This is a genomic window from Escherichia sp. KTE159 (assembly GCF_000408805.1).
GTDB classification, from domain to species: Bacteria; Pseudomonadota; Gammaproteobacteria; order Enterobacterales; family Enterobacteriaceae; genus Escherichia; species Escherichia marmotae.
The window spans coordinates 1975475-1988315 of the sequence record NZ_KE137292.1; the positions used below are offsets into that span (position 1 = coordinate 1975475).

Sequence of the window (12841 nt, forward strand, 5' to 3'; positions counted from 1 at the left end):
ATCCGTCATGCCCCTCTCTGAAAGGAGCTGTCTCTTGATCAGGAGATCTGATCAAGAGACAGCTCCTTTAGGGGGGTATTCCCCTGATTGGCAACCTTATGAATATCACCCATACTTAAATCGTTACATACTGTTTTCAATACGCAATTTCAATCAAGGAGTCATTATGGCTGGTTGGTTTGAACTCAATAAGAGCAGTGATAATCAGTTCCGGTTTGTGTTAAAAGCGGGTAACGGTGAGACTATTCTCACCAGCGAACTGTATACCTCAAAAGCCGCTGCGGAAAAGGGCATTGCCTCTGTGCAAAGCAACAGCCCGCAGGATGAACGCTATGAGAAAAAAACAGCGAGCAACGGCAAATTTTATTTCAATCTGAAAGCCGCTAATCATCAGATAATCGGCTCCAGTCAAATGTACGCCACCGCTCAATCACGCGAAATCGGAATTGCCTCAGTAAAAAACAATGGCGTAAGCCAGACTGTGAAAGATAAGACTTAATTGTTATGCCGGGCGCGGATAACGCGCCCGGCTTTATTTCTAATAAACACTTACTTATTGATGCTAAGGATCAAGCCGCGCCATTAAAATAATGGGAGGATAAGTTTCATATCAGGTGAAAGAATTTTTGTTCTTCTTTTTGAACGCCACGTTATTTATTTCCTGCAAGTGCCGAAGAAATTATCGTTATTCGTATCCTTACCAAAACCAGGAGACGACCAGACATTTGCACTGGAGCCAACCCCACCGATTGCGCTACAATGCCCGCCCTTAAAGTGGGGACACTCCCCTAACCGCTTCATCAGGTGAAGCGGATCTGACCTGTCATCAGAACGAGAGAATTATGTTTAAACCGGAACTCCTTTCCCCGGCGGGAACGCTGAAAAATATGCGTTACGCTTTCGCTTATGGCGCAGATGCTGTTTATGCGGGGCAACCGCGTTACTCCCTGCGTGTGCGCAACAACGAATTTAACCACGAAAATCTCCAGCTCGGCATCAATGAAGCCCACGCGCTGGGGAAAAAGTTTTATGTCGTGGTCAACATTGCGCCACACAATGCCAAGCTAAAAACCTTTATCCGTGATCTGAAACCGGTGGTGGAAATGGGGCCGGACGCACTGATTATGTCCGATCCGGGGCTGATTATGCTGGTGCGTGAACACTTCCCTGAAATGCCGATCCACCTTTCCGTGCAGGCCAACGCCGTAAACTGGGCGACGGTGAAATTCTGGCAGCAAATGGGGTTGACCCGCGTGATCCTCTCCCGCGAGCTGTCGCTGGAAGAGATTGAAGAGATCCGCAATCAGGTTCCGGATATGGAGCTTGAAATCTTCGTTCACGGCGCGCTGTGCATGGCCTACTCCGGCCGCTGCCTGCTCTCTGGCTACATCAACAAACGCGATCCAAACCAGGGCACCTGCACCAACGCCTGCCGTTGGGAGTACAACGTGCAGGAAGGGAAAGAAGATGACGTTGGCAACATCGTACACAAATACGAGCCGATTCCGGTGCAAAACGTCGAGCCGACGCTGGGTATCGGTGCGCCAACCGACAAAGTGTTTATGATCGAAGAAGCCCAGCGCCCGGGCGAGTATATGACCGCGTTTGAAGATGAGCACGGCACTTACATCATGAACTCGAAAGATCTGCGCGCCATCGCCCACGTTGAACGCCTGACCAAAATGGGCGTGCATTCGCTGAAAATCGAAGGCCGCACTAAATCTTTCTACTATTGTGCACGTACCGCGCAGGTTTATCGTAAAGCTATCGATGACGCCGCTGCGGGCAAACCGTTCGACACCAGCCTGCTGGAAACACTGGAAGGCCTGGCGCATCGTGGTTACACCGAAGGTTTCCTGCGTCGTCATACTCACGACGATTACCAGAACTACGAATACGGTTATTCCGTTTCTGACCGCCAGCAGTTTGTTGGAGAGTTTACCGGTGAGCGTAAAGGCTCTCTGGCAGCCGTAGCGGTGAAAAATAAATTCTCCGTTGGCGACAGCCTGGAACTGATGACGCCACAGGGCAATATCAACTTTACCCTTGAGCACATGGAAAACGCCAAAGGTGAAGCGATGCCGGTCGCGCCTGGCGATGGCTATACCGTGTGGCTCCCGGTTCCGCAGGATCTCGAGCTGAATTACGCACTGCTGATGCGTAATTTCTCCGGGGAAACCACGCGTAACCCGCACGGTAAGTGATTCATTTCGATTATTTTTCCCGGATAGAAAATTCTTAGAAACCGATCACATACGGCTGCATTTATTAAGGTTATTATCTGTTTCGCTGAAAAACATAACCCATAAAATGCTAGCTGTACCAGGAACCACCTCCTTAGCCTGTGTAATCTCCCTTACACGGGCTTATTTTTTTGTACCACGCTTTCATCCTGTTCTGACTCCGCCTTTTCTTTTCTGCTCTACACTATCTACAGACCAATCATAAAGGCAGACGACCATGGCAGATTTTCCCGCCAGCTTACTGATTCTTAACGGCAAAAGTGCTGGCAATGAGATATTGCGCGAAGCGATTATGCTGTTGCGTGAGGAAGGAATGACGATCCATGTACGAACCACCTGGGAGAAAGATGATGCCGCGCGTTATGTTGCTGAAGCCCGTCAGCTTGGCGTTGCAACGGTAATTGCCGGAGGTGGAGATGGCACTATTAATGAAGTCTCCACGGCATTGATTCAGTGCGAAGGTGATGACATTCCTGCTTTGGGAATATTGCCGCTAGGTACAGCGAACGATTTTGCCACCAGTGTGGGTATTCCTGAAGCGCTGGATAAGGCACTTAAACTGGCAATTGCCGGTAACGCCATTGCGATTGATATGGCGCAGGTCAACAAACAAACCTGTTTTATCAACATGGCGACGGGCGGATTTGGTACGCGCATTACCACCGAAACACCGGAGAAATTAAAAGCCGCGCTGGGTGGCGTCTCTTACATCATTCACGGCTTAATGCGCATGGATACGTTGCAACCGGACCGCTGCGAAATCCGTGGTGAAAATTTTCACTGGCAAGGCGATGCGCTGGTTATTGGTATTGGCAACGGGCGTCAGGCCGGTGGCGGTCAGCAACTGTGCCCGAATGCGCTGATTAACGATGGGTTATTGCAACTGCGTATTTTCACCGGTGACGAAATTCTTCCCGCTCTCTTCTCAACCTTAAAACCTGATGAAGAAAACCCGAATATTGTTGAAGGCGCTTCGGCGTGGTTCGAGATACAAGCGCCTCATGAAATCACCTTTAACCTTGATGGCGAACCATTAAGTGGCCAACGTTTTCATATAGAAATACTTCCGGCGGCGTTGCGTTGTCGATTACCGCCGGACTGCCCGTTATTGCGCTAGTCAAAAATTTATTCTCTCCTGAACAGGGGTACATCAATTTTTGCCGGATGCGGTGCGAACGCCTTATCCGGCCTACGGGAGGTGTGTTGTTCGCAGGCCAGATAAATGAAGCACATCAGGCAATCGTAATTTTGCTATCGAGATAAACGTCCTGCACGGCGTTAATCAGTTTCACGCCGTCGGCCATCGATTTCTTGAACGCTTTACGCCCGAGAATCAGCCCCATTCCGCCCGCTCGTTTGTTGATAACCGCAGTACGCACCGCATCGCTAAGGTCGGTTTCACCGCCCGCGGCACCGCCGGAGTTAATCAGCCCTGCGCGGCCCATATAACAGTTAGCTAACTGATAACGCACCAGGTCAATCGGGTTTTCGCTGGTTAACTTGCTGTAAACGCGATCGTCAGTATAACCGTAATTAATCGCTTTATAGCCGCCGTTATTCTCCGCCATTTTTTGTTTGACAATATCCGCGCCAATGGTCGCCGCCAGATGGTTCGCCTGACCGGTCAGGTCAGCGGAAACATGGTAATCGATGCCCTCTTTCTTAAAGGCGGAGTTGCGCAAATAAGCCCACAGCACGGTCACCATGCCCAGCTCATGTGCACGTTCAAAGGCCGCAGAAATTTCTTCAATCTGCCGACGTGACTCTTGCGAGCCAAAATAGATGGTCGCGCCAACTGCCACTGCTCCCATGTTGAACGCCTGCTCTACACTGGCATACAGCGTTTGATCGTAGGTGTTTGGGTAACTTAGCGTCTCGTTGTGGTTGAGTTTGACGAGGAATGGAATGCGGTGAGCGTAACGCCGCGATACCGATGCCAGCACGCCATAAGTTGACGCCACACAGTTACAGCCCGCTTCTATCGCCAGTTCAACAATGTTTTTCGGGTCGAAATAGAGCGGGTTAGCAGCAAATGAAGCCCCCGCGGAGTGCTCGACCCCCTGGTCAACCGGCAGAATAGAAAGATACCCGGTTCCGGCCAGACGCCCGGTGTTATACAGCGTCTGCATATTACGCAGCACCGCTGGCGGACGATTATTGTCAATCATCACGCGGTCTACGTAGTCATGTCCGGGGAGATAAAGCTGGTCAGAAGGAATAGTCATACAACGATGCTGTAAAAGGTTGTCGGCATCTTTGCCAAGCAACTGCGCAATATCTGTCATTACTATGCTCCCGTAAATTCCGATTGGATATCGGCTATGGATTGTCCTGGCCCACCTTTTGCGGGCAATTATAATCCTGGTCGTTATGAGCTATTTTTTCCATCTTTCGGCTGTTTTTTCAGCGTTTCCTGTTGGCACGACTCATCAGAAAAAGTGTTACCGCGGTCAAGATTTCACCATAAAGGTATTTAAAAGGTGTCATCAAATGGTATTGTCAGCGCGTACCTTACATTACCTGTCATGAAGGAATCAAAAGATGAAAACAACAGCAAAGCTGTCGTTCATGATGTTTGTTGAATGGTTTATCTGGGGCGCGTGGTTTGTACCATTGTGGCTGTGGTTAAGTAAAAGCGGGTTTAGTGCCGGAGAAATTAGCTGGTCGTATGCCTGTACCGCCATCGCGGCGATCCTGTCCCCTATTCTGGTTGGCTCCATCACTGACCGCTTTTTCTCGGCGCAGAAAGTGCTGGCTGTGTTGATGTTCGCTGGTGCAGTGCTGATGTATTTCGCTGCGCAACAGACCACTTTTGCCGGATTCTTCCCGTTACTGCTGGCCTACTCGCTAACCTATATGCCGACCATTGCACTGACTAATAGCATCGCCTTTGCCAACGTGCCGGATGTGGAACGTGATTTCCCACGCATTCGTGTGATGGGTACTATCGGCTGGATTGCCTCTGGTCTGGCATGTGGATTCTTGCCGCAAATGCTGGGTTATGCCGATATCTCACCGACTAATATTCCGCTGCTGATTACCGCCGGAAGTTCTGCTCTACTCGGTGTGTTTGCATGTTTCCTGCCCGACACACCACCAAAAAGCACTGGCAAAATGGATATTAAAGTCATGCTTGGCCTGGATGCACTGATCCTGCTGCGCGATAAAAACTTCCTCGTCTTTTTCTTCTGTTCATTCCTGTTTGCTATGCCGCTGGCGTTCTATTACATCTTTGCCAACGGTTATCTGACCGAAGTCGGTATGAAAAACGCGACCGGCTGGATGACGCTCGGCCAGTTCTCTGAAATCTTCTTTATGCTGGCATTGCCGTTTTTCACCAAACGATTTGGTATCAAAAAGGTATTATTACTTGGTCTGGTCACCGCTGCGATTCGTTATGGCTTCTTTATTTACGGCAGCGCGGATGAATATTTCACCTACGCACTATTGTTCCTCGGCATTTTGCTGCACGGCGTAAGTTACGATTTTTACTACGTTACCGCATACATCTATGTCGACAAAAAAGCCCCCGTGCACATGCGTACTGCCGCGCAGGGGTTGATTACGCTCTGCTGCCAGGGTTTCGGTAGTTTGCTCGGCTATCGTCTTGGCGGCGTAATGATGGAAATGATGTTCGCTTATCAGGAACCAGTCAACGGGCTGACCTTCAACTGGGCCGGGATATGGACTTTCGGTGCGGTGATGATTGCCATTATCGCCGTGCTGTTCATGATTTTTTTCCGCGAATCCGACAACGAAATTACGGCTATTAGGGTCGATGATCGCGATATTGCGTTGACACAAGGGGAAGCAAAATGAAAACAGAACGTATTCTCGGTGCTCTTTACGGGCAGGCGTTAGGGGATGCGATGGGGATGCCCTCCGAGCTTTGGCCGCGCAGCCGCGTCAAAGCGCATTTTGGCTGGATTGACCGTTTTCTGCCCGGCCCAAAGGAGAATAACGCGGCCTGCTATTTTAACCGCGCCGAATTTACCGACGACACCTCGATGGCGCTGTGCCTGGCGGATGCGTTGCTGGAACGCGAAGGCGAGATCGACCCGGATCTGATTGGGCGTAAAATCCTCGACTGGGCACTGCGTTTCGACGCCTTCAACAAAAACGTGCTTGGCCCGACCTCAAAAATTGCGCTTAACGCCATTCGCGACGGTAAACCCGTCGCTGAACTGGAAAACAACGGCGTGACTAACGGTGCGGCGATGCGCGTCTCACCATTGGGGTGTTTACTCCCGGCGCGTGATGTTGATTCCTTTATTGATGATGTGGCGCTGGCGTCCAGCCCGACCCATAAATCCGATCTGGCGATTGCGGGGGCGGTGGTTATTGCATGGGCGATTTCTCGTGCCATTGACGGCGAAAGCTGGTCAGCGATTGTTGATTCTCTACCCTCGATTGCGCGACATGCTCAACAAAAACGCATCACTACCTTCAGCGCCTCACTGGCGGCACGTCTGGAGATTGCACTAAAAATCGTTCGTCACGCCGACGGCACCGAATCTGCCAGCGAACAGCTATATCAAGTGATTGGCGCAGGCACTAGCACTATTGAGTCCGTTCCGTGCGCCATTGCGCTGGTTGAACTGGCACAAACCGATCCGAACCGCTGCGCTATTCTGTGCGCCAATCTTGGTGGTGACACTGACACCATCGGCGCTATGGCGACGGCGATTTGTGGCGCATTGCATGGCGTAAATGCTATCGATCCGGCATTAAAGGCTGAGCTGGATGCGGTTAATCAGCTTGATTTCAACCGCTATGCCACGGCGCTGGCGAAGTATCGCCAACAACGGGAGGCGGTATGAGCGGCACCAGGTTACACACGCTGCTGTCGCAATTAACTACGCGTCAACCGGTGATGGTTGTCGGTGCGGCTGTCATTGATGTGATCGCTGACGCTTACGCCCTGCCCTGGCGCGGGTGCGATATCGAACTGAAACAGCAGAGCGTAAATGTTGGCGGCTGTGCGCTGAACATTGCCGTGACGTTAAAACGCCTCGGTATAGAAGCGGATAACGCCCTGCCGCTCGGTCAGGGGGTGTGGTCGGAGATTATTCGTAACCGGATGGCAAAAGAGGGATTGCTCAGCCTGCTCGATAACGCCGAAGGCGATAACGGCTGGTGTCTGGCGCTGGTTGAACCTGATGGTGAACGTACCTTTATGTCGTTCAGCGGTGTGGAAAATCAGTGGAATAGCCAGTGGTTGACGCGATTAACCGTTGCACCAAATAGCCTGCTCTATTTTTCCGGTTATCAACTGGCCTCGCCCTGTGGCGAATTGTTAGTGGAATGGCTGGAAGGACTGCAAGACGTGACGCCGTTTATTGATTTCGGCCCGCGGATTGACGATATCCCGGATGCATTGCTTGCGCGCATCATGGCCTGTCGGCCACTGGTGTCGCTCAATCGCCAGGAAGCTGAGATTGCCGCCGAACGTTTTGCTTTATCCGCAAATATCACAATGCTTGGCACGCAATGGCAGGAGAAATTTGCCGCGCCGCTGATCGTTCGTCTCGATAAAGAAGGCGCGTGGTATTTCAGCAACAACGCTTCTGATTGCGTTCCGGCATTTCCAACGCAAGTCGTGGACACTATTGGCGCAGGTGATAGCCATGCTGGTGGCGTGCTTGCCGGACTGGCCTCCGGTCTCCCACTGGCAGACGCCGTATTGCTGGGCAATGCGGTAGCGTCGTGGGTTGTCGGACATCGCGGCGGTGATTGCGCGCCAACGCGCGAAGAACTACTCCTCACACACAAAAACGTATAGATCGCTGCGACAGTGGCTGATGCTGTACTCAATAGGCCGTTGCTGTTGGTCAAGCGCCACTTGCTTGATCACCAGCACCGGTATTTTGCTATCTAACTGAATATGTGACTGAAACTCGGCATCCGGCATTCGGGCGCTAACGCGGGAACGGGTGCGCAGGGGAAAGATACGCTGACTGCGGAAATAGTCATAGAGAGAAATACCGATGGCATCAACATCATAAATTAAATGCACTGGAACCCACGACTCTTCTATCGATACCGCTTCTTCATCCACATAGCGAATACGCTTAAGCAAGAAGACATCGCTGCCCGCGGCAATCGCCAGTTGCTGCGCAACTTCTTCGGGACACTTTACCACTCGCTTATTAACCCACAACGTATCGGGTTTTTTCCCACGCAACACCACCTGCTGAGAAAAACCTCGCGCTTCTTTCAACGAGTATTCGAAGATGTTGTTGATCTGCGTTCCGTAGCCACGCGAACGCGTCACCACTCCCTCTTCTTCCAGCACCTGCATCGCCTTGCGCACCGTAATGCGCGAAACGCCGGTTAACTGACTTAAATCACGCTCGCCGGGCAAAATATTTCCATGCTCCAGCACCCCACTGCGCACGGCATTTTTTACCGTTTCGGCAAACTTAATATAAAGCGGCGTGTTGTCCGCCGCTAAAATACGTTCGTTCAGTTGAGCGATAAGCTGGGTATGCGCTTGTTCCATTTGTCTTTTTCCTGCCGGGGAGTCTGGTAGGAGTATATCACGCACCTATTGCCTTAGCAGTTTCTTCACCGCCAGCACATGTTTGCACGGCCCTCTTTCGCCCTGATATTTACTGAACCATTCACAGGTACAGCGTTCACCATTTGCATCGAGAATGACGGTATGTCGTACCCCACTTCCTTCAACTCGCGCCTCTGTTCTGGCTGGCTGCTGGCTAATAATTTCAACTTTGTTCTCTTGCAGTAATTTATCTGCCCCTTTCAGACGGGGATTCAGAGTCATTATGCGGGAGAGTTTGAACGGCAACTGGCGATAAAAATATGCATTATCGGTAAGGTCATAACCCAGTAATCCCATTGCCGCCAGTTGCGCGGCCAGGGTGTCGGTTTTTCCCAGCCACTGACTGCCACCAGAAGCAAAAAATGCCGGGCTAATGGTCTGGTTGGCCTGTGCATGCTCATCAAAAATAGTCAGCCAACTCTCATCAATCCCCTCATTTAGCGCATCCAGCGTCGCCCCTTCGCCAGAAAATCCACGCCAGCAATCACGAGATAAAGAAAGCGTAAAACGCAGATCGCCAAACCAGAGTTGCCAGGTGGTGGATTGCATATCTGGTTGCGCGAAGACCTGCAAACAATCAGCAAAAGGTAACAAGGGTTCCAGTAAGCGCAGACGATGCAGCCCGCCAATACAAATCGCATTGACTGATTTTACGGGCGAAAACTGTGGTGTCGTACCACGCACCTGTAAATAGTAATCGGTTTTCACCTGCCCTTTGGGTAATGAGCGAAACAGTTGCTGCGCCTGGACTTTTGTGAACTGGTGACCTTTTGCTGATTGCGCAAGATAGACCTGCACACTACTCAAGCCTTTGATCCATTTCACCGGAAGTGGCACTTTGCGTTCAATAACCTTGTGATTTTCCAGATGTAACCCCACCGATTTCTGACCGACGGATAATGTAACATCTCCACTATTGCTTCCCCCCGCTAATGCCGAAAGCATGGGCTGGTTAAAATCGACATTGGTCGTGCCGCTTTGTAAAAACTCACCGTTTAAGCCATCGGGCAAAATATCAAGCCGCGCATAAACTCCGGCACAATGAGAAAAGCCTTCAAAACGCACCCGTTCATATCCTGCGCTGACAATAGGATCTTTCAGTAGCGCCAGTTGCGCAGGCGAAAGGTTAAAACTCGACTTCACCACATTGGAAAGTGCAATTAAACAGCGCGCCATCATAAAAGGTTGCCTGACCTGGCCGATAAAAAAACAGGGCGCGTCAGACGCCTTTTGAATCTCGCTGTATTTCGCCAGGCGTAATTCATCTTTACCGTTCGTTTTGTGCAAAGCGGATGGGATGTTGTAACTATAAGTGAGTATCTCTTCCATTTATGACTTCCTTGTAAGTTCGTGTTGCAGCTCGTTGAGCTTTTTATAGTTGGTGATTTTTACCGTACTCAAATGGCTATCCATTGCACTTACCATCTCAAGTAATGCCTGATTGTGGCGGAAACTGATATTGATAAGCGACTGCATGGCGAGATCGGTGAAGCGTTTGAGTGGTGCCCAGCTCTCTTTTTCAAGCTGCCCCAGAATGTCGCCGATATGGGCAGAATTGATACCTTGTGGGTAACGTAGCTTCTCAATCCATAACTCTCCGGCAAGTGCACGGACAGTTTTGTCAGAGTGAAGCATACAAAGCGCGGTAAGCAAATGCCCTACTGGAGAAAGTGGCAATGGTAGATCATACAGGGCCTGAAGGATCTCCAGATTCGATTTCGTTGATGAAATGTTTGGATCATGAAAATTCATTTCAATATAACGCATGAGTGTGACATCACCCTGCCAGGGGAAAGCATACAGCGTTCGCCGCTTATACTCTCCGCCAAAGTAACTGTATTTATCGCAAGGCATGAAACTGTCAGCATAGAACAAAGTCATCTCCAGATTTTGAACAGCCGTTGTGACGTCAAAGTTGAATGTTCGAACAGGGAGGTGAGCTTTGTTTTCCTTGATGAACCAGGGGAACATATTGCTTAATAACGCCATCGGTAACGCATGTTTTTCCAGCAATGCATACCCGACATCAAAAGAGGTTGTATCAGCGTTCACCGCACTGCGGGTAATAATGGCCGCCAGTTTCCATTCATCATGCGCAACGTGTGCTAATGCGTCTTGCTCACCAGATAACAAATATCGCACTAATGCAGCATATCCGGGGTTAAGTTGTGAAATGTCAGGCTGATTGCCAATAAATACACACCGTTGAATCGCAAGTTGCATATCCTGACTACAAGGCTCCACACCCGCATTCTGGTATTGCAAAAGGCGCTGAACAAACACCGCCGGGTCAATAAAGCAAGGTAGATGCGTGGGTGTTGAAAGCAAAGGCAGATTTGCCTGATTTGTTAATAACAACAGAATATTTTTGAAAAACGCAATCCATGAGCGGTTTCGTTTTTTGTTCTCTGTATCATAGGAATGAAACCCCCAGTCTATCTTTTTCCATTTGTCAGTTGTATTTTTTAAACTCTTAAAATCTTCATACAATATTTTAATTTTTGCTGTCTGTAGTGGAAAACGTGAGATAAGTTCTGCCGCATATTCCATAAAGAAAAAGCTCAGCATTCCTTCAAAAAAAGAAATATGTTCAGATGCCTCAAGCGCCTGCATAAACGCCGGTTCCAGTTGGTTCACATTCTCTTCATTAATTTCAGGAGCAAAACGTAATAATGCGGCTGGTAACAGGTCAAAGTGATACGACTCGACGTTATGAAATGCCTGGCCTGCCAGGAAGACAAAATCATCCCAGGTTTCAATTTCTGCGATACGGTTATCTTCACGAATCAGTGGAAATACGGGAGAAAGTTCAGCAGATTTATCGGACGTAAGCGGCGTAACATCAAGAAAGTCGGTTAATAAATCACGAGCGCCTGTAAGCAGATTATCGCCATAACGACTTAATAACGAACTTATTTCTGGTTCTAAAGGACTGGCATATTTTGCAATTAACTTCGCTGCTTTATTTTGTAGCCCGACATCTTTGCTGAGGAATACCGTGGTGAGGTGTTGGCAGATTTCAAATTTTTTATCAGGGTGCAGTTTCGCCAGTTTATCAGCAATCGTCAATGCGCTATCGACAATACCTTTAGTGGTGAAAGAAAATAACTGTGGAAGGCAGGAGATAAACTCATCATGGTGAAATTGCGGATGTTCGGATATTTTTTTGATTGCCTGCAATGCCGTAGTGATAGGTTTACTGTGCGGGCAATAATATGTTGAAAATAGCGCTTCCTGAAGTTGCAAACATTCGTCCGCTGTCGGTTGCAGTGAAGAAAATAACGTTGCGTACCAGCATGTTTGTTCACGATTAAAATTACGATTAACCGCGAGCAAACTTTCTTTTAATACTTTTATTCTGTTGATGCGTTTTTCCGTGATATATTTTTTGAAGAAATATATCCATTTTCGTTCCCCGGCATCCTCAGGTTTACTTTCCTTTGGATACCACTGATCTGACCATGAAACACTGCACGGATAATTAAACACCATCCAGATATGATCGTCTAAAGAAAAACGATGGTTTTCAAGAGTTGATGCTGAAGTAATTTTATTAACAATAACCTGCGGTGTAATATTACCAACATATTTTTCGGCAATCCAGTCGCAGAGAGTGGCATAATCTATTGAAAAATCTCCACCTTTAATATCACCATTAATATAATCAGTAAGCCATTCTGGGCAGTGCCATTTGAGTGTTTGTTTAACTGCCTCATTAGAACTCAACAAGTTACGTTCAATATTTTTACAGTCTTTTCGTGCATAGCAACTGATGATCGCCACGCTAAGCATCTCTAACTGATTTTTTGTACCATCTTGCTGGTAAGTTCTTCCACGAAAACCACCGATGCTTACTTCATGCCATTGATACTCGCCTAATCGTTTCACGTCTTTCTTTATAAGCGGCACTAAATTTTTCCGCTGCTTATCATCCAGCGACTTCAGAAATGCTAATAATTGTTCTGAATTCCCTGATTCAATGATTTTGCTGTAATGCTCTTGAGTCGTATCCATTATTCTCCTCTCTGAATATCTT

General features: G+C 48.9%; 10 protein-coding genes. 6 read left to right on the forward strand and 4 right to left on the reverse strand.

Going from position 1 to position 12841, the window contains the following annotated elements:
* Positions 1 to 166: 166 nt before the first annotated feature.
* The 3 genes from A31E_RS12035 to yegS all read left to right on the forward strand — a co-directional run bounded on the left by A31E_RS12035 (position 167) and on the right by yegS (position 3360).
* Positions 167 to 499, forward strand: coding sequence for a YegP family protein (locus A31E_RS12035; RefSeq protein ID WP_001516646.1), 333 nt, complete (start codon positions 167 to 169; stop codon positions 497 to 499).
* Positions 500 to 842: 343 nt separating this feature from the next.
* The gene (yegQ, locus tag A31E_RS12030) at positions 843 to 2204 is read left to right on the forward strand and encodes a prephenate-dependent tRNA uridine(34) hydroxylase TrhP (RefSeq protein ID WP_000476033.1); all 1362 of its coding nucleotides are present in this window, start codon (positions 843 to 845) and stop codon (positions 2202 to 2204) included.
* Positions 2205 to 2460: 256 nt separating this feature from the next.
* Positions 2461 to 3360, forward strand: coding sequence for a lipid kinase YegS (gene yegS, locus A31E_RS12025; RefSeq protein WP_000753102.1), 900 nt, complete (start codon positions 2461 to 2463; stop codon positions 3358 to 3360).
* Positions 3361 to 3475: 115 nt separating this feature from the next.
* Here the strand turns inward: yegS and fbaB are convergent, their stop codons facing one another.
* On the reverse strand, positions 3476 to 4528 hold the full coding sequence (gene fbaB / locus A31E_RS12020) for a class I fructose-bisphosphate aldolase (RefSeq protein WP_000129564.1): 1053 nt from the start codon (positions 4526 to 4528) through the stop codon (positions 3476 to 3478).
* 256 nt (positions 4529 to 4784) lie between these two features.
* Here fbaB and A31E_RS12015 point away from each other — a divergent pair, with 256 nt between their 5' ends.
* The 3 genes from A31E_RS12015 to A31E_RS12005 are packed head-to-tail and all read left to right on the forward strand — an operon-like array spanning position 4785 to position 8025.
* Entirely contained in the window at positions 4785 to 6062 is a 1278-nt protein-coding gene (locus A31E_RS12015) for a nucleoside permease (RefSeq protein WP_001516671.1), read from the forward strand.
* The gene (locus A31E_RS12010) at positions 6059 to 7063 is read left to right on the forward strand and encodes an ADP-ribosylglycohydrolase family protein (RefSeq protein WP_000846195.1); all 1005 of its coding nucleotides are present in this window, start codon (positions 6059 to 6061) and stop codon (positions 7061 to 7063) included. Before A31E_RS12015 ends, A31E_RS12010 begins: the two co-directional genes overlap by 4 nt.
* Positions 7060 to 8025 carry a carbohydrate kinase family protein gene (locus tag A31E_RS12005; RefSeq protein ID WP_000017152.1) on the forward strand — a complete coding sequence of 322 codons (966 nt, stop codon included), beginning with the start codon at positions 7060 to 7062 and terminating at the stop codon, positions 8023 to 8025. Before A31E_RS12010 ends, A31E_RS12005 begins: the two co-directional genes overlap by 4 nt.
* Here the strand turns inward: A31E_RS12005 and A31E_RS12000 are convergent.
* From A31E_RS12000 to A31E_RS11990, 3 genes are read right to left on the reverse strand one after another with little or no spacing between them, the layout of a single operon-like run.
* Positions 7999 to 8745, reverse strand: coding sequence for a GntR family transcriptional regulator (locus tag A31E_RS12000; protein WP_016248940.1), 747 nt, complete (start codon positions 8743 to 8745; stop codon positions 7999 to 8001). The two genes, A31E_RS12005 and A31E_RS12000, sit on opposite strands and share 27 nt — an antisense overlap.
* Before the next feature lie 45 nt (positions 8746 to 8790).
* Positions 8791 to 10134, reverse strand: a complete 1344-nt coding sequence (locus A31E_RS11995) for an SWIM zinc finger family protein (protein ID WP_016248941.1) — start codon at positions 10132 to 10134, stop codon at positions 8791 to 8793.
* Positions 10135 to 12819, reverse strand: a complete 2685-nt coding sequence (locus A31E_RS11990; protein WP_016248942.1) for a DUF6493 family protein — start codon at positions 12817 to 12819, stop codon at positions 10135 to 10137.
* Between the last annotated feature and the right edge of the window lie 22 nt (positions 12820 to 12841).